This is a genomic window from Glutamicibacter sp. GQ173 (assembly GCF_059759215.1).
Window position 1 is genome coordinate 186,611 of record NZ_JCAXDT010000001.1, and the last position, 21,276, is coordinate 207,886.

The window sequence follows — 21,276 nt, forward strand, 5'->3', positions numbered from 1 at the left end:
ACCACCCTATGCCACGGCCAATCCTGAGCAAGCCAAAACCCGTGTGAAGCTAGAATAAGTTCTATGGCTACAGCTTCAATCGCACCCATTGGAAACCTCACCGCCGGCACCATCTCCCCCGAGCTTCCGGTCCCGAAACATATCGAGCGACCTGAGTACGTGGGCAAAAAAGAACCGTCGGAGAATACTGCGTCGGAAGTCAAGAGCCCCGAAGTCATTGAACGCATACGCGTGGCTTCCAGAATCGCGGCACAGGCCCTCCAAGAGGTTGGCAAAGCGTGCCAGCCCGGAACCACCACGGACGAATTGGATCGTCTTGGCCACGAGTTCCTCATGGACCACAACGCCTACCCTTCGACGCTCGGCTACCGCGGCTTCCCGAAGTCCCTGTGCTCCTCGCTCAATGAGGTGATCTGCCACGGCATCCCTGATAGCACTGTGCTCCAGGATGGCGACATCATCAACATTGATATCACTGCCTACATTGGTGGCGTTCATGGCGATAATAACGCTACGTTCCTGGTCGGTGACGTCGACGAAGAATCGCGCTTGTTGGTTGAACGCACGGAGAACTCGCTGAAGCGTGCCATCAAGGCCGTCATGCCTGGACGTGAAATCAACGTAATTGGCCGCAGCATTGAAACTTATGCCAAGCGTTTTGGCTATGGCGTAGTCAAGGACTTCACCGGCCACGGCGTCGGCGAATCCTTCCATTCGGGTTTGATCATCCCGCATTACGATGCGGCCCCTGCCTACAACACGCTGATTGAGCCGGGCATGGTCTTCACCATTGAGCCGATGCTCACCCTTGGAACTATTGAATGGGACATGTGGGCGGATGACTGGACCGTAACGACCAAGGACAAGAAGCGCACCGCGCAGTTCGAGCACACCCTGCTGGTGACCGACAACGGCGCGGAAATTCTGACTCTCCCATAGCCCCCGCAGGAAAGAGCAAGGCCGGCATTTATCTCCCAGTGGGGATTGAACGCCGGCCTTGCTCATTCTTTATTACGTTGTCACTCCGCGGTCAGCGGCCGCTGGTTGCCCTGCGGAGTGTTGCTTCGGCGGTCGCGCAGTCGTCCGATCGCGTTTTCAAAATCAGTCAACGACTGGAAATTGTGATAAACGCTGGCAAATCGCAGATAAGCCACTTCGTCCAAACGCGACAGCGGTTCAAGGATGGCCAAGCCCACCTGGTGCGCCGGAATTTCGGCCGCTCCCGACGTACGCACAGCTTCTTCCACTTCTTGAGCAAGAATCGCCAGATCGTGGTCGGTAACCGGGCGGCCCTGGCAGGCTTTGCGCACGCCGTTGATGACCTTATTGCGCGAGAATGGCTCCACGGCACCGGACTGCTTGAGCACGCTGAGGCTCGCTGTCTCAGTGGTAGTGAAGCGTCGAGAACACGCGGTGCACTGGCGACGCCTGCGGATGGACACGCCGTCATCAGCAACTCGGCTGTCGACCACGCGGGAATCAGCATTACGGCAATACGGGCAATTCACGGCACCTCCATCTGTAGCTATCGAAGCATTCTCGGTTATTCACGGGTGACGAGAATCCACTCATGTCACCTACCAGTTTAGCGTCTATTGCGCGTTTCGCACTGCGACAGCGTCGCCGTGCGCTGGCAGGTCCTCAGCGTTGGCCAGATTGATCACGTGCGCAGCCACATCGCCAAGCGCGGCCTTGCTGTAATTGATCACCTGGATTGCCTTCAAGAAGGTATTCACGTTCAGGCCCGAGGCGTGCAGGGCAGTGCCGTTGGTGGGAAGTACGTGATTTGATCCGGCGCAGTAGTCCCCTAGTGACACCGGGGCATACGGTCCTACGAAAATTGCTCCGGCAGCGGTAATGCGTGCCGCCGTAGATTCTGGATCGCTGACCATGATTTCAAGGTGCTCGGCCGCATAGGCATTGCAGACCTCGATGCCCTGTTCCAAGTCCTTGACCAGGATGATGGCTGACTGGGTTCCTGACAAGGCCTGGCGAACACGCTCGGTGTGCTTCGTGGCCGCAACCTGCTTGAGCAGTTCGCCTCGTACCGAGCTTGCTAGTTGTGCAGAGTCGGTAATGAGCACCGCAGCGGCATTGGCGTCGTGTTCCGCCTGGGAGATCATGTCGGCAGCGACAAATCTGGGATCCGCGCCCTGGTCGGCAAGGATCGCAATTTCTGTAGGGCCGGCTTCAGCATCAATGCCGACGACGCCCTTAACCAGGCGCTTGGCAGTGGCCACAAATACGTTGCCCGGCCCGGAGATCACGTCAACCGGCTCGATCCCGCCACGCTCGTCATTTTCGACCTCAACACCGTAGGCGAAGGCGGCCACGGCCTGCGCCCCGCCCATGGCGTGGACTTCATCAATGCCCAGCAACTTGGCAGCAGCCAAGATGGTTGGGTGTGGCAGTCCCCCGAATTCTTGCTGCGGCGGGCTTGCCAGCGCAAGGGAAGCAACACCGGCGGCCTGGGCCGGCACGGTGTTCATGATGACCGAGGATGGATACACGGCCAGGCCACCCGGCACGTACAACCCAACGCGACGTACGGCGACCCAACGCTGGGTTACCGTTGCGCCATTGGCGTAGTTCACTTCCGTGTCCTGTGGGCGCTGGGCTGCGGCAAATACCCGGGCACGGTCAATGGACTCTTCCAGGGCCAGGCGGACTTGCGGATCGAGTTCTTCAAGGGCCCGATCCAGCTCATGCTGCGGGACGCGCGTGTGGTCCAGATCCACAAGGTCAAATCTCTTGGCAAGATCCTTGAGAGTTTGCATGCCACGACTGCGGACATCATCGATAATCGCCTGCACGGTCTCGGTAGCGGTTTGCGTGTTCATCTCGGGACGCGGCAAATGAGCTTTGAGCTGTGCATAGCTCAGGGATTCGTTGCGCCAGTCGATGGTGGCGAGGTCTGAAAATTCGGTCTCTGGAATTGTGCTCACCTACCTAGTTTAACGCCGATGACCGGGTGAGGTTTTATTGATTACCTCACCCGGTCATGCAAGCCACCATTATGGGAACTGACAGGTCAACAAACTGGCTGATTTCCGGCGCTACACATCCAAGCAGTGCGGGCCAAGCAGGACCTTCAAGTCGCCAAAGAGCGCTGGATTCGGGTTGACTCGGAAGTTCATCCCCAGGCGCATCAGCGACGTCCCTCGGCTGCCGGTGAGCTTAACGCGCACTTCGGTGTTCCCGCTGTGGGTCCTGAGCACGTCGCCAAGGCGTTGAACCAACGATTCGGTGGCCTTGTGCGTCGGGATGCCGATCACCACAGGGCCGCCATTGGCGTCCTCTGAAATTTCGGGAATCATCATTTCTTGGGCGTTCAACGTAATCGAGCCGTCGTCGCGCCGCTGGACGCGTCCCTTGATCACCACGATCAGGTCATCGGCCAGGATCTCCGCAATCGGCTGGTAGGCCTGTCCGAAGAACATCACTTCCATCGAACCGGAGAGGTCTTCGATTTCACAGCGCGCATAGGGATTGCCGCTCTTCTTGGCGATGCGGCGCTGCAAACCTGAAATCATGCCCGCAATGGAGATGATGTGCCCGTCTTGCGGGCCGTCATCCGAGAGAACATGGGTCACCGGCATGTCCGCGTACTGGTCCAGGGCGGACCCCAGTCCCTGCAATGGGTGATCCGATACGTACAGGCCCAGCATGTCGCGTTCGTACGCGAGCTTTTCCTTTTTGTCCCAGTCGGGCAAGTCCGGAATGGCCACGCTCATGGATTCCGAGGCCTCTTCGGAGCCGAGCGCGCTGAACAAATCAAACTGGTTGGCAGCCTCGTTGCGCTTGACCTGGATAACTGAATCAACAGCTTCTTCGTGAATGGCTACCAGCGCGCGGCGCGGGTGCTTCAACGAGTCGAAGGCACCGGCCTTGATCAGCGATTCAACGGTTCGCTTATTGCATACAACTGCAGGGACTTTGCCCAGGAAATCGCTGAAATCGTTGTAGTGCCCCTTTTCCTTGCGGGCTTCTACGATGCCGGCCACGGCGTTGGTGCCCACGTTGCGAATAGCACCCATGCCGAAGCGGATGTCCTTGCCCACAGGAGTGAAGTTCAAGGCGGATTCGTTCACATCAGGTGGCAACACGGTAATACCGATATGCCGGCATTCATTCAGGTACAGGGCCAGCTTGTCCTTGTCGTCACCGACCGAAGTCAGCAGCGCGGCCATGTATTCGGCAGGGTAATGCGCCTTCAAATAGGCGGTCCAATACGACACCACGCCATAGGCGGCCGAGTGGGCCTTGTTGAACGCGTAGTCGGAGAACGGCAGCAAAATATCCCACAGCGTCTGCACGGCAGCATCGGAATATCCGTTGTCGTTCATGCCCTGCTTGAAGCCAGCGAACTGCTTGTCCAGCTCGGACTTCTTCTTCTTGCCCATGGCTCGGCGCAAGATATCTGCCTGGCCCAAGGAGTATCCAGCCAGCTTCTGGGCAATAGCCATAACCTGCTCTTGGTACACAATCAAGCCATAGGTACCACCGAGGATTTCAGCCAACGGCTCTGCGAGCTCGGGGTGGATCGGGGTAACTTCCTGCAGCCCGGTCTTGCGCAAAGCGTAGTTGGTGTGCGAGTTGGCGCCCATGGGACCCGGGCGGTACAGCGCGATCACTGCGGAGATGTCTTCGAAGTTATCCGGGCGCATCATTTTCAGCAGTGAGCGCATCGGGCCGCCATCGAGCTGGAACACGCCGAGGGTATCGCCTCGGGCCAGCAAGTTATAGGCTTCCGGATCCTCGATGCCCAGGGTTTCCAGGTCAATCTCATCGCCGGTGTTATACCGGATGTTCTCTAGCGCATCGGAGATGATGGTGAGATTTCGCAATCCCAGGAAGTCCATCTTGATCAAGCCCAAGCCTTCGCAGGTTGGGTAGTCGAATTGGGTAATAACCTGGCCGTCCTGGATGCGGCGCATGATTGGCACCACATCAATAATCGGATCGGAGCTCATGATGACACCTGCCGCGTGCACGCCCCATTGGCGCTTCAGGCCTTCAAGTCCCTTGGCGGTTTCGAAGACTCGTGCGGCTTCGGGGTCGGTGGCGACCAAATTGCGGAAGTCCCCTGCTTCCGCGTAGCGCTTGGAGTTCTGGTTCTCGATGTCGTTGAGCGGAATGTCCTTGGCCATCACGGCCGGTGGCAACGCCTTGGTCAGGGTCTCGCCCATGCTAAATGGATATCCGAGCACGCGCGAGGAGTCCTTCAGGGCCTGCTTGGTCTTGATGGAACCGTAGGTCACGATCATTGATACACGTTCATCGCCATACTTCTCGGTCACATACTTGATGACCTCAGAACGACGGCGATCATCGAAGTCGACGTCGAAGTCGGGCATGGAAACACGTTCCGGGTTCAAGAAGCGCTCGAAGATCAAACCGTGCTTGAGCGGGTCCAGGTCGGTAATTCGCATCGCGTAGGCAACCATGGAACCTGCACCGGAGCCACGGCCGGGACCTACACGGATCCCGTGGTCCTTGGACCAGTTGATAAAGTCGGCCACCACGAGGAAGTAGCCCGGGAAGCCCATCTTGATGATGACGTCGAGCTCGTAGTCAGCCTGCTTGCGCGAGGCTTCGGGCACGCCATCGGGGTAACGGTAGTGAAGCCCCTTGTCGACTTCCTTGATCAGCCAGCTGGTTTCATCCTCGCCCGGTGGGCATGGGAACTTTGGCATGTAGTTCGCGCTGGTGTCGAATGAAACCTCGACGCGGTCTGCGATCTCCAGGGTGTTGTCACACGCGTCAGGAAATTCTTTAAAGAGTTCGCGCATTTCGCGCGCGCTCTTCAGATAGTAGCCGGTGCCGGAGAAGGCGAAGCGGCTTCCGCCTTGATCATAGGTCGGCTCATCAAGCGTGGAGCCCGAGTTGATCGCGAGCAAGGCTTCGTGCGCCTTGGCGTCTGCTTCGTGCGTGTAATGCAGGTCATTGGTGGCGACCAGCGGAATGTTCAGTTCCTTGGCGAGGCGCAGCAGGTCCTTGGTGATCCGTCGCTCGATCTCCAGGCCATGGTCCATGATCTCGCAGAAGTAATTCTCCTTGCCAAAGAGGTCCTGCAGTTCAGCCGCCGCTGCCTTGGCCGCGTCATACTGTCCCAAGCGAAGTTTCGTTTGCACTTCGCCAGAAGGGCAACCGGTGGTCGCAATAATGCCTTCGTGGTGTTCGTTGAGCAGCTCGCGGTCCCAGCGAGGGTACTTTCCGAAGACGGAGTCCAGCGATGCGCGGGAGGAACCTTTGAAGAGGTTGTTCATGCCCACGTTGTTGTAGGACAACAGCGTCATGTGGTTGTACAAGCCACCGCCGGAAACGTCGTCGCCTTTTTGCGATTCGTCGGTGCGCCATTTGACGCGCGTCTTGTCATCACGTGCAGTGCCCGGAGTGACGTAGGCTTCAACGCCGATGATGGGTTTCACCCCAGCACCAGTTGCCTGCCGCCAGAAGTCGAAGGCACCGAAGAGATAACCGTGGTCAGTGATCGCCAAAGCCTCCATGCCCTGGCGATTGGCCTCGGCAAAAAGCTCGCCGAGACGCGCAGCACCGTCCAGCATGGAGTATTCGGTATGGGTATGAAGATGAACGAATCCGTCGCGTGTTGCACTCACCCAACCAGTCTAGCGATGAAAACCCTTGGCGGGGTTCAGCAAAGCCCGAGCGGTAGATGTGGTTATTGCGACAGCATGGATTCCTCTGCCTTTGACCTAGTAGTCGCCGCTACGCAGAAGTTCGACGGCACCTTCAAGGTCGGCCGGGTAATCACTTTCATATTCCACCCACTGGCCCGAGACCGGGTGGCTGAAACCGAGCCTTTTGGCATGCAGCCACTGGCGGGTGAGCCCGAGTGCTGCGCCAAGTTTTGGATCAGCGCCATAGGTCTGGTCGCCTGCACAAGGATGGCCAAAGGCTGAGAAGTGGACTCGAATCTGGTGGGTACGCCCGGTTTCCAGATGCACTTCCACCAGTGATGCACGGCCGAAGGCTTCGATGACCTTGTAGTGCGTGACCGATTGGCGTCCACCTTCCAGGACTGCGAACTTCCAATCGTGCCCTGGGTGACGCCCAATAGGAGCATCGATGGTGCCCTCCAATGGATCAGGCAATCCTTGAACCACTGCGTGATAAATCTTCTTGGGGGTGCGCTCTTTGAAAGCCCGTTTCAACGCGGTGTACGCGCGTTCGGACTTGGCTACGACCATCAGGCCGCTGGTACCGACATCCAGGCGATGAACAATGCCCTGGCGTTCCGCGGCACCGGAAGTCGAGATGTTATATCCCTCTGCCATCAAAGCTCCGACAACCGTGGGTCCTACCCAGCCCGGAGAAGGGTGAGCGGCAACTCCAACCGGCTTGTCAATGACTACATAGTCATCGTCATCCGCGATGATCTTCAGCTCTTCCACTTTCTCAACCTTAATTTCCAATGGGTCTCGTTGCGGAGGAATCGTCACGTTCACACGATCGCCAGCCTTGAGCTTCAATGATTTTGCAATGATGCGCCCATTTACTTGAACGTGTGAGTCCTTGCACAGGCTTGAGGCCAAAGTACGAGGGATGTCCAGATGTCGCGCGAGGTAGGCGTCGAGGCGGGCTCCAGCATCTGCTGGTTCGACAAGGAAATCCTGGATAACGGTTTCGTCAGAAATCATTCTTTGGATTCCGTTTCGCCCTGGTCTGATTTCTGCTTAGCCGGGGCATCCCCGATGGTTCCGTCGAGGTTGCGTCCGCGAATCAGCATGTAAGCGACAACGATCATCGAACAAACGATGAATGAGTCCGCAACATTGAAAATCGCAAAATGGGTTACGGAGAACATGTCCACGACGTGGCCGAATCCAAAAGCCGGCTGGCGGAAAATTCGGTCTCCCAGATTTCCGAGAACACCACCGAGCAAGCAGCCCAATACGACTGCCCAACTGAGAACCAATACTCTGCGTGACAGCAGGTAGATCACGAAAATGGCCACTGCTGCTTGGAGCAGCGCGAAGATGATCGTAAAGTCTTCACCGATGGAGAATGCGGCGCCTGGATTCAAGATGTAATGAATATTGAAGATCCCGGGGATGACTTCAATCGACTCGCCGAGCCGCATGTTCCGCTCCACCAAAATCTTCACGACCTGGTCAATGACCAAAGCGATCAGCGCAATTACTAGGCCCGTGCCCAAGAATTTCTTCGGTGACGGGGACTTACCCCCAGTTTGAACTGCGTCCACAGTGATACCTATTAGTTCCTCTTAAACGTCAACGGTGGTACCCGGATAAAATCCGTGCACCACCGTTGATCTTACTAGAAAGCCAGATCAGGTTCTTACCTGTCAGCGACTAGTTCGACTTGCTTGCGTCTGCATCAATCGAGCCCTGGGACTCGAGGTCGCGCAGCTGACCTTCGATGTAGGTCTTCAGGCGAGCACGGTAGTCGCGCTCGAATCCGCGCAGCTGCTCAAGCTTGCGCTCAAGAACAGACTTCTGCTGTTCAAGGGCGGACAAGGTCTTGCGGCTCTTTTCTTCAGCAGAGGTAACCAGCGAATTCGCCTCGGTCTTTGCTTCCGAAATGATCTTGTCACGCTGTTCTACACCGGCAGCAACGTACTCGTCGTGCAAACGCTGAGCCATCGACAGCACGTTGGCTGCGGACTCGGCGGATTCGGTACGTGGTGCTGCGGCAGGAGCGGCTGGTGCAGCCTGAGCTGCTGGAGCAGTTGCAGCAGGAGCTGCGGCTGGCTTCTCCGCGGCAGCAGGCTTGGCTTCGGCCTTCTTCTCTTCGGCCGGCTTCGGAGCTGGAGTTGCAGCCTTAGCTGGCTCAGCTGGCTTGGCCTCAGCCTTCTTCTCCTCAGCTGGCTTTGCAGCAGGAGCAGCCGAAACAGGTGCAGGCACTGCCTGCTCCTTCGATACCGAACCGGCATCCTCACCAAGTTCGGCAAGTCGACTACGAAGAGCCTCGTTCTCACCGGTTAGGCGACGCAGCTCCACTACGATTTCGTCGAGGAAGTCATCTACCTCGTCTTGGTCGTAGCCTTCACGGAACTTGGTCGGCTGAAACCGCTTATTGACTACGTCTTCTGGCGTCAAAGCCATTGGGTCACCTCAATACTGGGATCATTTCCGCACGACCATGTCTTGCCTTGCGAAACACTTACCGTTGTTGTCAGTGTCGCGACCGGTGAAGTCGGAGCACCATTTCCTAAAGGATATAACGATTTGGACACTAAATACGAAATCGAGCTTACGCCCGTGTCTCATATTCTTTGAATCTACAGGGTTTGAACTCTTAGAACAATCCCCGGTTTAGACGAAAATCGCCTAATCAGATCCCTGTAGTACTGCCTAAACTACTTACCACAGCTTTGAGAAGCATTACAACGATAAACAGCAGCAGAAACGACAGGTCAAGACGGATTCCGCCGAGATCTAGGGGTTTAATTCTTCTGCGCAACCACCGCAGAGGAGGGTCGGTTATCGACACAATCGCCGTTGCTGCGATCAAAGCGATACCCGTGGGACGCCAGTGGCGAGCAAAGCTTTCAGTTATATCCAACACAATTCGCATCAAGAGCAGAATTTGCAGGATTGCTAAAGCGAGATAGATGATCCCGAACACCATTTTGCGCTTGTGCTCCTGGTAACTTAGCTCTGATTGAAGAAAGTAGCCTGGGCTTCAGACTGCTTACGGTCTTCTCCAAGCACCTCAACGGTCGCTGGAGAGAGCAGGAACACCTTGTTGGTAACCCGCTCGATGGAGCCGTGCAGGGCGAAAACCAGCCCTGCGGAGAAATCTACGAGGCGCTTGGCATCGGTCTCTCCCATATCAGTGACATTCATAATCACTGGGATTCCGTCACGGAAGTTCTCACCGATGATCTTGGCATCGTTGTAAGAACGCGGGTGAACGGTTGTAATCTGACGCAATTCGGAATCCTCATCCCGTACTGAAGGGGCACGCTTGATTGGGGTGACCGGAGCGCGGTATTCCGACTCTGGTTCTCTAGCTTGTGTTTGCGGTGCAGCCGGCCGTGCGACAGCCTGCGGGCGTGGGGCTTCAGCAGTGCGCTTGGGGGCTGCATCTTCAACAACACGTACCTGGCTCCTAGGCTCGGCTTGTGCTGTTTGGGTTTCTTCTTGCTCGACGGCATCCGCCAAGCCGAGATATACCATTGCTTTGCGCAGTCCGTCAGCCACGATGTTTCTCCTTGTTTATCCCTTGCACGCAACCCCAGTGCATGCTTCCGCTACTTCGACGCTACCGCACAAATTTCGGCAGATAACGTTCATTCGCTCAATTTTGCGCGGTGTGTCGCGCACGCCTAGGCTGCGGGCCAGATCAGACCAGCGAGCCGTCCGGCGTCGCTTGAACGGCGATAGGAAAAGTAGTTTTCGTCTTCCAGAGTGCACACGCCACTTTGTCGCACTGCGACTCCAAGCTGGGCTAGTTCTTGACCGGCTGAGGCTGGAAGGTCCAATCCTGCCGTGCCCCAACGAGTCTCTGAGCGAATCCCGGTTCTGATGCGTTCAGATTCTTCTGCCATCTCAGGGGAAACTTCATAACAAGACCCGCAAATCGATGGACCGATAACTGCTTCGATCTCTGTGGCGCCCAGCATGCTCAGCTGCTCCACGGTGCGGGTAAGGATGCCGTCCAGCAATCCACGGCGTCCTGCATGCGTCGCGGCAGTCAACGTTTCTTGGCCGTTTTTGCTTCGTCCGACAAAAAGAACCGGGAGGCAATCTGCAACCATGACCGCCAGGGCTTGGGTCCCGGTCGGATCAACAAGTCCGTCGCAGGTTGGAGCGGGAGGCTCTGACCATGAAGTGCGCGCCGCAGGTTGCACCGTCAGGACATCTGCTGAATGCACCTGGTTCATGAAGTTAAGCGAGAAACGCCGGACCCCGATCAAGTCCTCCAGCCGGCTTCGATTCTCTGCCACACAGCGAGGATCATCGTTCACATGCAGGGCGAGGTTTCCCTCATCCTGCGAAGTGAACGCCAGTTGAATACTCGGATCAAGGTCCGACGTGAAATGTAGCACTGCTCAGCTTCTCGCTGTTATTTACTTCAGGAAGTCAGGGACATCCAGGTCGTCATTGGAACCGTTGAGGTCCGAATCGACAACATCAGGAAGTTCCTGGAACGAGCCCGCGCTTTCAGCTGCAGGCTTTTCCTCAGCTACAGGTGCTGGCTTTGCAGCTTCAGGCGCTGGGTGCGACTGCGCTTCTGGAACCGAAGCAGGTACCGGCTCAACTGGACGCGATGATACAGCTGGCTTTGCTGCGACCGGGGCCATTGGCTTGCTGGTGACATCTGGCTCGTCGAAGCCGGCAGCAATCACGGTAACGCGTGCTTCATCGCCCAGGGCGTCGTCAATGACGGCACCGAAGATGATGTTGGCTTCCGGGTGGGCAACTTCCTGCACCAGGCGTGCAGCTTCGTTGATTTCAAACAGGCCGAGGTCCGAGCCGCCCTGGATGGACAGCAGGACGCCGTGGGCGCCATCGATGGAAGCTTCGAGCAGTGGCGAGGCAATAGCCAGTTCGGCTGCCTTGACTGCGCGGTCTTCGCCCCGTGCCGAACCAATGCCCATGAGTGCCGAGCCTGCCCCCTGCATCACGGACTTCACGTCGGCGAAGTCGAGGTTGATCAGGCCCGAGGTAGTGATCAGGTCGGTAATGCCCTGCACACCGGAAAGCAGGACCTGGTCTGCTTGGCGGAATGCATCGAGCACCGATACGTTGCGATCCGAGATCGACAGCAGTCGATCGTTCGGGATCACGATGAGGGTATCTACTTCGTCGCGCAGGGCTTCAATGCCCGACTCGGCGGAGTTCGCACGGCGGCGACCCTCGAAGGTGAATGGACGGGTGACGACACCGATGGTCAGTGCGCCGAGCGAACGGGCAATGCGTGCCACGACTGGTGCGCCACCGGTACCGGTACCGCCGCCTTCGCCTGCGGTCACGAAGACCATATCGGCGCCGCGCAGGACGTCTTCGATTTCTTCTACATGATCTTCAGCTGCCTGGCGTCCCACATCAGGGTTGGCGCCAGCGCCCAGGCCACGAGTAAGTTCGCGTCCCACGTCGAGCTTGACGTCGGCATCACTCATAAGCAGAGCCTGGGCATCGGTATTAATGGCGATGAACTCAACGCCCTTGAGACCGACTTCGATCATTCGATTGACTGCGTTTACACCGCCACCGCCGATTCCGACGACTTTAATGACCGCGAGGTAATTCTGTGGAGCTGCCACGTCCCGCTTCCCTTGTTAGATGTGCTACATGTTTACGACTTCAGCCAAAAACCTTCACCTTTAGCCTTAAGGTTTAGGATCTGTCAAGCTATCGCTATTAGAAACGCTATGAGCCGTATGGTCTTTCTGCAACGACCACTTAGGCGTGTCGCTTATTCAAAACTATCTTTCCAGAATTTGTCGGCTTATTGGTCTTCCCGCGCCCAGAGGAACGCGACTTAATAAACCACCGGATTCTCTGGATTGGTCACGTCGATAGTCGTCTTTGAGGCGTACTTGTCGCTCAAGCCCTTGACAAAGATTTTCGCGACCTCGTTTTTCAGTGCCGGTTTAGAAGCGTCTCCCCAAATCAAGGTCCGTTTCTTAGGCAACAACAATTCGGCGAACCCTGCTTTGGACAGCGACGCAGTGGAAACCTGTTTCAGCACCGACCCGTCAACTGTGCTCAAGATCCCGGTCAGCAGCTTGAACTTCTCCGGGTCCTTGGTTTCATCGCTGGCTTTCACTCTGGGCAGCTTCGTCTTGTCGTTCTTGCCCAAGGTTCGCAGCTTCTTGCCGGTATCCGCCACCAAATATTGTTTGTCGCCTTCCACCAGGATGGCCACGGGGACTGCTTCGATGACTTCGACTACCAGGGTGTCTGGCATTTGCGCCTTCACCACGATTTGGTCAATGGCCGGCTGGTTGCCCATCAGCTCTTGAACCTTGGATTCAGAAATTCTCGGCAACGGGGTGCCTTTGAGCGGCTCCAGCGATTCGGCCAGCTTGCCGGCATTGACCAATTTCGTTCCAGTGACCTCAATTTTCTTTGCCGCAAGAACAGGTGAAAAACTCAAGATCAACACCGCTGCCAGACTCAAGACCACGATGCAGGCAGCGATAATAATCAAGAGCTTGCGCCGTCTCTTCTCTGGACTTTCTGGAAGTTCTACGACTTTTGCTTCTTCACCCATGGAACACCTTGTTTGGTTGAAACGACCAACGTCAGTGGCCTATGACAATTTCAAGTTGACGCTAGCTCAGCGACTCAATGATCTGCGAACCCAGCGCCGTAACATCTCCGGCACCGATGGTCATCACTACATCTCCTGGCTCGGCTTGCTCCACCACGTGCGCGACCGCCGCGGCAGGATTCAGCACGTGAGCTGGAACCTCAACACGCGAGGCAATTAATTCACTGGTAACGCCCGGAATTGGTTCTTCACGCGCAGGGTAGATTTCAAGTACTGCCACTGAGTCGGCAAGCGAAAGAGCTTTCGCGAACTCGCGGTAGAACTCCTTTGTGCGGCTGAACAGGTGGGGCTGGAATACCACATGGAGGTGCCCTTCCCCCGCCATCGTACGTCCTGCGGAGAGCGCAGCGAGCACCTCGGTCGGGTGGTGCGCGTAGTCGTCGTAAACCCTCACATCGCCGACGCTGCCTTTGAGCTCGAATCGACGGGCGGCGCCCGAGAAGCTCGCCAGAGCTGCCAGTGCTTCCTCGACGTCGAGACCGGCATCCATGCCAACCGACAGTGCCGCAGTGGCATTGAGCAAGTTGTGCTGGCCGGGGACAGCCAGGTCCAAGGTATAGCTCTGGCCGCTGCCCCACTCGACGCGGGCGGTGAACCGGCCGTTGTCGGTTGCTTGTGCCTGTGAGAGTCGGCGGTCCGCATGGTCGCTGAATCCATAGGTCTGAACTCGAAGGTCACTGCGTTCATGGCGCATCTTGCGAGCAAGGTTATTGGCACCCGGATCATCGGCGCAGCAAATCAGCAGCCCATCTTCCGGAAGCAACCGGGCAAAATCGACAAAGGCCTGATGAACTGCCTCTTCGGTGCCGTAGTGGTCCAGGTGGTCCGCTTCCACATTGGTCACGATGATGACGTCAGGACGGTAGTTCAGGAACGAGGCATCGGATTCATCGGCTTCGGCCACAAAGTAGCCACCCTCCCCCAGCTCGGCGTTGGTACCCAGGCTCGCTATGTTGGCTCCTACGGCGAAGCTGGGACGAGCGCCAACAGCCTTGAGCATGTGGGCGGTGAGCGAAGTTGTGGTGGTCTTTCCGTGGGTGCCCGCGATAGTCACGATCTTATCGTGGCCGCGCATGGTGGCTTCCAGGCCTTCAGAGCGGTGCAGGATCTTCAGGCCTCGGCGAACTGCCTCGTCATATTCCGGGTTGCCCGGTTTGATGATCGAAGAAATCACCACGGTTTGCGCATCGCCCAAATTGGCAGGATCGTATCCGACCTCTATTCGGGCTCCGCGCTGGCGCAAATCCTCCAGCACCGGCAGGTCCTTGGCATCTGTTCCAGAAACTTCCAGGCCATAATCCAGCAGCAATCGAGCAACCGCTGAAACGCCTACACCGCCAACGCCCATGAGGTGTACCTTGCCAAGTTCAGCGTGCAGTTCGTTGGCGCGCAATGCCATGGTCCTACCCTTCCTGCCCCGCACGACGACGGGTTGAAACTTCTTCAATAATTCGACGCGCCATGATTTGTGCGGCGTCGCGTTGCCCTAGCGAGCTGGCTGCCTGAGACATCTGTTCAAGTTTATGCTGATCGCCAAGCAGCTTAATGACATTTTCGGTGATGTAGGACTTGGTGAAATCATCGTCCGAGACCAGAACTGCTCCACCGGCTGCTACAAGTTCGCGGGCATTGAGCTTCTGTTCCCCATTGCCAATAGGCAGCGGAACCAGAACGGCAGCGGTTCCGGCGACGGCGAGCTCGCACACCGTTCCGGCCCCCGAGCGGCACACCATCAGATCCGCGACGGCGTACGCGTAGTCCATGCGGTCCACGTACTCGATCTGGGTGTATCCCTCGTGGGCCAAGACCTGTCCATCCGCATCGAGAATCTGTTTCCCTCGACCGGTGATGTGCACCGTGTGCACGCCGGCCTCATTCAGTTCCGCCAGCGAGGCAGCGATGGAGGTATTGATGCTTTGAGCGCCGGAGGATCCGCCAGTCACCAGCAGAACGATCTTCTCACCGGTAACACCGAAATACTCGCGAGCCTCATCTCGAAGAGATTCGCGGTTCATCTGGGCCACGTTCGAACGCATTGGCATGCCCACCTTCACTTCACCGGGCAAGCCGGTATTGGCGAAAGTCGTCCCGACAAAGGCAGCGGACTTTGCGCCCAGCTTGTTGGCCATGCCTGCCACAGAATTGGCTTCGTGGACAAAAATCGGAATCCTGAGTTGCTTGGCTGCCAGGTAGGCGGGGGTGCACACATATCCGCCAACGCCCAGAACTGCCTCAGCGCCCGTCTGCTTCAAGACACGCTTGGCTTGATTCAAGGCAGCGATAAATCGGAACGGGAACTTCAGCAAATCAAGGTTGAGGCTGCGCGGCATCGGCGCCTTGGGAATCAATTCAAGCGGGTAGCCGGCGTCCGGAACCAATTTTGTTTCCAGGCCGCCAGGTGAACCAAGTGCGGTGATCTGAGCATCTGCTTGCTCATCCTTGACGGCGTCAGCAATTGCCAGCATGGGCGAGATATGACCGGCGGTTCCGCCGCCGGCAACAACAAGACGCATCGCTTCAGTCATCTGGTCTTATGCTCCTTCGTCCCGATCATGCGGGATCAGCGCCCGACGTCATCGATTCGAAGGGCTACAACTTCACTTAGCATGTGAAAATCACAGGCTACTTTGCGTTATTCGGCTTAGCGGTTTTCTTCTCTTCCGAGGAATCAAAGGCAAGTTTTTGGGCCCTGGCCGAAGACAGTACAAACCCCATGGCCAGCATGATTGCCAACATGGCCGAACCACCAGAAGAGATGAACGGCAGCGGCACGCCGATTACCGGCAGGACGCCGGTCACGGTGCCAAGGTTCACGAAAGTCTGCCCGATAACCCACGACATCAAGCAGCCCATCAGGACCTTGGTGTAGAGGTCGCTGGCACGTAAAGCGATGCGGTACATGGCCAGCGCCAGCAGGATGAACATCACCAGCACGAACAGGACGCCGATCAGGCCGAACTCTTCGCCCAAGATGGAGAAGATGAAGTCATTTTGCGCTTCGGGCACGTAGGACCACTTCATGCGCGACTGGCCGGCGCCAACACCGAACCATCCGCCGGAGGCGAAGGCGTGAAGGCCCATGCTCGCCTGGTAGCATAGCTGATCGCTTGGACCGCAGTCGGTATCAAGCCATGCCAAAACGCGCTGTCGGCGGTTGGAAGATCCCATCACTGCAACCGCCAGGCCCACCATGCCGATAAAGCCGAACCCCGCGAGCCACTTCATCTTGATGCCACCGAGGAACATCGCCGACGCAATGATCATCAGCAGCACCAGCGCGGTACCAACGTCCTTGCCGACAACCACGAGGCCAACGATGGCAATACCTGCCGGTGCCACCACCGGAACCACCAGGTGCTTGATGTCATGGAGCATGTGCTGTTTCCGTTCAAGCATGAACGCTGCAAAAACTGCCAGGGCAAGCTTGGCGAACTCACTGGGCTGCAGGCCGACGGGGCCGATCTTGATCCAGTTTCGGTTGCCGAGGACAGTATGCCCAAGGGGCGTAAAGGCGACGAGGAACAGCAGGAGGAAGGCCGCGATTACCGACAACCACGCGAGCTTCTTCAGATTCTCGGGTTTTATGAACTGCATCCCGAGCATGCAGATTATTCCGATGCCAGCAAACATCGCTTGCGACAAGGCGACAGTGAATCCGTCCTTGCCTTTGGCAATTGCCTCAACCGATGCGGAGGACTGCACCATCAGCACGCCGAAGATCGCGAGCACGATGGAGACCACGACGACTAGCCAGTAGTCCATCGAAGCCATGCGACCGCTGGCGTTTTCGACACCGCCGATCAGCTTGGCGAACCAGGGCGTTTTCTGTTTGGCGCCCGTGGACGGTCGTTGCTGCTTCATCGCCATCGGTGCCTCCTGCCTCGGTGTCATCTGTTCGGTAAACGGTTGCCTAGTTGCCTTCGCCAGCTCTATCCATCAGATCACTGACGGCGCTGATAAATGCGTTGCCACGCTGGGCATAGGAGCTGAATTGATCCATGGAAGCTGCTGCCGGCGCCATCAGGACGGTGTCACCTGGCTGGGCCACCTCGGCTGCCTTGTGGACAGCCCGGGTCATCACCTGCGTACCGGATGGCGCGATCCCATCAGCGGCTAGCGCCTGGGCGGTGATGTTGATGACTTCCACCTGGGGCGCCTTGGCAGCCAGGGCCTCAACCAGGCCTGCGGTATCGGTGCCGATCAGCAGCACCTTCGCCAGCCGGTGGGCGTGCTTGGCGATCAGCTCGTCGTATTCCACGCCCTTGGACAGGCCGCCAGCGATCCATACGACGCGCGTAAATGCTGCCAGCGAGGCATCGGCTGCGTGGGGGTTGGTGGCCTTGGAATCATTGATCCACAGAATGTCGTTCTTGCGGGCAACTGCCTGGATGCGGTGATCCCCGGCATCGAATCCGCTCAGGCCCTGGGCGATTGCCTCGGGTTCCACACCATAGGCGCGGGTCAGGGCGGCTGCGGCAGCGGCGTTGGCGGCAGTGTGCCGCGGGACGATCTCGCCGATCTGGTCCAGCGGAATCAGTTCAACCGCATTAGTCCTGCGGTCCTCGATATAGGCGCGATCCACCAGGAGGTTTTCGACAACGCCGATCATGGACACCGCTGGCGAATCGGTGGTGAAGCCAATGGCTCGGCAGCCATCGATCACGTCGGCATTTTCAACCATGCGGATGGTGGTTTCTTCTTCGGCGTTGAAGATCGCAGCGACCTGGGTGCGCTCGTAGATCTTGGCCTTGGCAGCCTTGTAGTTCTCGAATCCGCCATGCCAATCCACATGGTCCTCGGCGATGTTCAGCACCACGGAGGCCAGCGGGGAAATGCTGTGGGTGTAGTGCAGCTGGAAGCTGGAGAGCTCCACCGCGAAGACATCGTAGTCCACCGGTTCGCGGACCGCATCCAAGATCGGGGTGCCAACGTTTCCCACGGCGATGGCCTTGAGGCCTGCAGCCTGCAGAATCGACTCGGTCATGCCCACGGTGGTGGTTTTGCCATTGGTGCCGGTGATCGCCAGCCACTTCGGAGCCGAGTGCCCGGCACGGTTCTGCACGCGCCATGCCAACTCGATATCGCTCCAGATCTCGATCCCTGCTTCATCGGCCTCTGCGATAACCGGGTGGCGCGGGTTCCAGCCTGGCGACACCATCACCAGCTGTGCCCGCTGGCCATCCACCAGGGGCAGGCTCTGGACATTCTGGGCGCCAAGCAGCACATCGTGTGCGCCGACGATCTTCAGTGTTTCTGCCCGCTGCTGGTTCAGCTCGCCGTCTTTGCCGTCAATGACGGTGACGATCGCGCCCAGCTCAATCAGCGTGTCGGCCGCGGAGAATCCGGAGAGCCCGAGGCCCGCAACGACAACCCGCAGCCCTTTCCAGTCGGCATCCCAGCTGGTTAGCGAATCCAGCAATTTCTTGGCATCTGCGCTCACAGTGCGACAACCCATTCAGAGTAGAAGAGTCCCAGTCCGGCGGCGACAAAGAGGCCAGCCAGGATCCAGAAGCGGATAACGACATTTTCTTCGGACCAGCCTGAGAGCTCGAAGTGGTGCTGCAGCGGCGCCATCTTGAACACGCGCTTGCCACCGGAGAGCTTGAAGTAGCCCACCTGGATGATCACCGACAGCGAGATGATCACGAACAGGCCAGCGATCACCACCAGCAGCAGCTGGGTGCGCGAGAGGATCGCGAAGGCGGCAACAGCGCCACCGATGGCCAGCGAACCGGTATCGCCCATGAAGATCTTTGCCGGCTTGGCATTGAACCAGAGGAAGGCGATGAGCGCTCCCGAAAGGGTGGCGCCCAGCAGGGCGAGGTCCTGGGGGTCGCGCACCGAGTAGCAAACATCCAGCGAGTTCATATTGGAGCAGGCCTGGTTCTGCTGCCAGATGCCCATCAGGGTGTAGGCACCGAAGACCATGATCGAGGCACCGGTGGCCAGGCCATCGAGTCCGTCGGTGAGGTTGACAGCGTTGGTGGTGCCGGTAACGATGAAGTTCGCCCAGATGACAAACAGGATCAATCCCAGCATCGGGCCGGCGAAGGCCAAATCGATATTGCTATCGCGCAGGAAGGAAATCGCGGTAGAGCCTGGCGTCAGGCCCTGCTCGTTCGGGAACTGAAGGGCCAGCACGGCGAAGCTGATGCCGATGACGGCCTGCAGCACGATCTTCTGCCAGGCGCGAAGGCCCAGCGAGCGCTTCTTGAAGATCTTGATGAAGTCATCGAGGAAGCCGACCAGGCCCATGCCGCCGAAGAGCAGGAGGACAAGAAGTCCAGAGGCCGTAATTCCGGAGGAGGAGCGTCCCATGAGGGCCAGGATGCCATGGGTGGCGAAGTAGGCAACGAAGACGGCCAGGACAAAGACGACACCGCCCATGGTGGGGGTACCGGACTTGACCGCGTGGGAGTTCGGCCCATCATCGCGAACCACCTGGCCATACTGCTTTTTGGTCAGAAGCTGGATGTACAGCGGCATGGCCACCATGGTTAGTACAAGGGCAATACCTGCGCCCAGGATCAATGCGATCACGCGTCTTCGCCTTCCTTCACGAACGCTGCAATGTCGTCGCCGAGGAAGCGCAGACCGGCCCCATTTGAGGACTTGAACAAGGCGATATCGCCTGGCTGGAGTTCCTTTTGCAGCAGGTCACGAGCCTCGTCCACGCTCTCCACGTAGAAGGCTTCGTCACCCCAGCTGCCTTCAAGCACGGCAGAGTTATATGCTGGCTTGGCTCCCCGGCCAACCACAACAAGTTTCTTGATGTTCATTCGGACTGCCATTCGTCCGAGCAAATCATGTTCGTGGATGCTCTCGTCGCCAAGCTCCAGCATTTCGCCCAGGACAGCCCAGGTGCGGCGGCCAGGAGCACCGTCCTCCCCCAGGCCCAGCTCGGCCAGTGTCACCAGGGCCGCACGCATGGATTCCGGATTGGCGTTGTAGGCATCGTTGATGATGCTCACGCCGTCGGCACGCTCGCTGCGTTCCATGCGCCAACGGCTGTTGGCTCTTTGGCCCTCCAGGCTTTCGGCGATGATCTGCGGGCTGATATCCAGCGCATAGGCGGCATTGGCGGCAGCCAAGATATTGCCCACGTGGTGGCGGCCCAGCAAACCAGAAGTAATCCGCTGGCTGTAGCCGTCGGGGAACTGCAAGGTCAGCTGCGGCTGGCCGGAGCCATTGACGACCACGTCGGCGGCCCAGACCCCTGCGCGTTCGGGCTTCTGCTCGCTGGTGCCGAAGAATCGAACCTGCGCGCGGGCTCGCGATTCCATGCGGGCAACGCGGGGATCCTCTGCATTCAAAATGGCAATGCCGTCGGCGTCCAGGGCTTCTACGAGTTCGCCCTTGGCCTTCTCGATATTCTCGACCCCGCCAAATTCTCCGGCGTGCGCGGTGCCAACACAGAGCACCACGCCAACGTGCGGGTGCACCATATCGGTCAGGTAGGTCAGGTGGCCTACCCCGGTAGCGCCCATTTCGATGACAAAAAACTTGGTATCTTCGGTCGCGCTAAAGACGGTCAGCGGCACGCCAACTTCGCCGTTATAGGAGCCGATAGGTGAAACGGTCGGCGCTACCCGGGACAGAATTCCGGCCAGCAGGTCCTTGGTCGTGGTCTTGCCGGCTGAACCGGTTATGCCGATGACCTTGGCATCGTTATTGGCTTTAAGGTATTCGACGATGTGAGCGGCAATCTTGCCCATGGCTTCAACAGCGTCGTCGACGATGATCGAGGGGTGCACCGCGCGGGCATCGTCGTAGGTCTGGCGCTCGGCCAATGCCAATACGGCGCCGGAGGCCAGAGCTTTATCAATGAAAGCGTGCCCGTCGGAAAATTCCCCGGGCTTGGCTACAAATAAGCAACCAGCGGTGACTTCGCGTGAATCCGTGGTCACAGAAGTAACCACCGTGTCGGAAGCGGCTGAAGCAGTCGCTTCTCCCCCGGTGATCTTCAAAAGGTCGGTTAAAGACAGTTCAATCATGGCATTAAGGACT

Annotated in this window: 18 protein-coding genes; 1 reads left to right on the forward strand and 17 read right to left on the reverse strand. The window is 58.0% G+C overall.

Annotation, left to right across the window (positions count from 1 at the left end; genetic code table 11):
* Positions 1–63: 63 nt before the first annotated feature.
* Positions 64–939 carry a type I methionyl aminopeptidase gene (map, locus tag AC6CHO_RS00855; RefSeq protein WP_498213173.1) on the forward strand — a complete coding sequence of 292 codons (876 nt, stop codon included), beginning with the start codon at positions 64–66 and terminating at the stop codon, positions 937–939.
* An 80-nt stretch (positions 940–1,019) separates the two neighbouring features.
* Here map and nrdR read toward each other — a convergent pair whose 3' ends face one another.
* The 17 genes from nrdR to AC6CHO_RS00940 all read right to left on the reverse strand — a co-directional run bounded on the left by nrdR (position 1,020) and on the right by AC6CHO_RS00940 (position 21,263).
* Positions 1,020–1,508 carry a transcriptional regulator NrdR gene (gene nrdR, locus AC6CHO_RS00860; protein WP_060701968.1) on the reverse strand — a complete coding sequence of 163 codons (489 nt, stop codon included), beginning with the start codon at positions 1,506–1,508 and terminating at the stop codon, positions 1,020–1,022.
* A gap of 84 nt (positions 1,509–1,592) precedes the next feature.
* Positions 1,593–2,945 (reverse strand): histidinol dehydrogenase, encoded by a 1,353-nt coding sequence (hisD, locus tag AC6CHO_RS00865; RefSeq protein WP_498213174.1) that lies wholly within the window; start codon positions 2,943–2,945, stop codon positions 1,593–1,595.
* A gap of 111 nt (positions 2,946–3,056) precedes the next feature.
* Positions 3,057–6,620, reverse strand: a complete 3,564-nt coding sequence (gene dnaE / locus AC6CHO_RS00870) for a DNA polymerase III subunit alpha (protein ID WP_444663089.1) — start codon at positions 6,618–6,620, stop codon at positions 3,057–3,059.
* 96 nt (positions 6,621–6,716) lie between these two features.
* Positions 6,717–7,661 (reverse strand): RluA family pseudouridine synthase, encoded by a 945-nt coding sequence (locus AC6CHO_RS00875; RefSeq protein WP_498213175.1) that lies wholly within the window; start codon positions 7,659–7,661, stop codon positions 6,717–6,719.
* On the reverse strand, positions 7,658–8,227 hold the full coding sequence (gene lspA / locus AC6CHO_RS00880; protein ID WP_444663085.1) for a signal peptidase II: 570 nt from the start codon (positions 8,225–8,227) through the stop codon (positions 7,658–7,660). The genes AC6CHO_RS00875 and lspA overlap by 4 nt, the downstream gene beginning before the upstream one ends.
* A 109-nt stretch (positions 8,228–8,336) precedes the next feature.
* Positions 8,337–9,089, reverse strand: a complete 753-nt coding sequence (locus AC6CHO_RS00885; RefSeq protein WP_498213176.1) for a DivIVA domain-containing protein — start codon at positions 9,087–9,089, stop codon at positions 8,337–8,339.
* A gap of 229 nt (positions 9,090–9,318) precedes the next feature.
* Positions 9,319–9,615: a YggT family protein gene (locus AC6CHO_RS00890; protein WP_060701974.1), complete on the reverse strand. Its 297-nt coding sequence runs from the start codon at positions 9,613–9,615 to the stop codon at positions 9,319–9,321.
* 23 nt (positions 9,616–9,638) lie between these two features.
* Positions 9,639–10,190, reverse strand: a complete 552-nt coding sequence (locus AC6CHO_RS00895; RefSeq protein WP_060701975.1) for a cell division protein SepF — start codon at positions 10,188–10,190, stop codon at positions 9,639–9,641.
* Between the two features lie 125 nt (positions 10,191–10,315).
* A complete protein-coding gene (locus AC6CHO_RS00900) occupies positions 10,316–11,038 on the reverse strand; it encodes a purine nucleoside phosphorylase YfiH/LACC1 family protein (protein WP_498213177.1) in 723 nt (240 codons plus the stop codon).
* A gap of 21 nt (positions 11,039–11,059) precedes the next feature.
* A complete protein-coding gene (gene ftsZ, locus AC6CHO_RS00905) occupies positions 11,060–12,256 on the reverse strand; it encodes a cell division protein FtsZ (protein WP_171918577.1) in 1,197 nt (398 codons plus the stop codon).
* Positions 12,257–12,474: 218 nt separating this feature from the next.
* Positions 12,475–13,209, reverse strand: a complete 735-nt coding sequence (locus tag AC6CHO_RS00910; RefSeq protein ID WP_444663080.1) for a cell division protein FtsQ/DivIB — start codon at positions 13,207–13,209, stop codon at positions 12,475–12,477.
* Between the two features lie 61 nt (positions 13,210–13,270).
* Positions 13,271–14,668 (reverse strand): UDP-N-acetylmuramate--L-alanine ligase, encoded by a 1,398-nt coding sequence (gene murC, locus AC6CHO_RS00915; RefSeq protein ID WP_498213178.1) that lies wholly within the window; start codon positions 14,666–14,668, stop codon positions 13,271–13,273.
* A gap of 4 nt (positions 14,669–14,672) precedes the next feature.
* A complete protein-coding gene (gene murG / locus AC6CHO_RS00920) occupies positions 14,673–15,794 on the reverse strand; it encodes an undecaprenyldiphospho-muramoylpentapeptide beta-N-acetylglucosaminyltransferase (RefSeq protein ID WP_444663077.1) in 1,122 nt (373 codons plus the stop codon).
* Between the two features lie 97 nt (positions 15,795–15,891).
* On the reverse strand, positions 15,892–17,130 hold the full coding sequence (gene ftsW / locus AC6CHO_RS00925) for a putative lipid II flippase FtsW (protein WP_444663075.1): 1,239 nt from the start codon (positions 17,128–17,130) through the stop codon (positions 15,892–15,894).
* Positions 17,131–17,179: 49 nt separating this feature from the next.
* Complete coding sequence (gene murD, locus AC6CHO_RS00930; RefSeq protein WP_498213179.1) at positions 17,180–18,724, reverse strand: UDP-N-acetylmuramoyl-L-alanine--D-glutamate ligase; 1,545 nt, start codon at positions 18,722–18,724, stop codon at positions 17,180–17,182.
* Positions 18,706–19,809 (reverse strand): phospho-N-acetylmuramoyl-pentapeptide-transferase, encoded by a 1,104-nt coding sequence (gene mraY / locus AC6CHO_RS00935; protein ID WP_444663072.1) that lies wholly within the window; start codon positions 19,807–19,809, stop codon positions 18,706–18,708. Before mraY ends, murD begins: the two co-directional genes overlap by 19 nt.
* The gene (locus tag AC6CHO_RS00940) at positions 19,806–21,263 is read right to left on the reverse strand and encodes a UDP-N-acetylmuramoyl-tripeptide--D-alanyl-D-alanine ligase (RefSeq protein WP_498213182.1); all 1,458 of its coding nucleotides are present in this window, start codon (positions 21,261–21,263) and stop codon (positions 19,806–19,808) included. Before AC6CHO_RS00940 ends, mraY begins: the two co-directional genes overlap by 4 nt.
* Positions 21,264–21,276 lie beyond the last annotated feature (13 nt).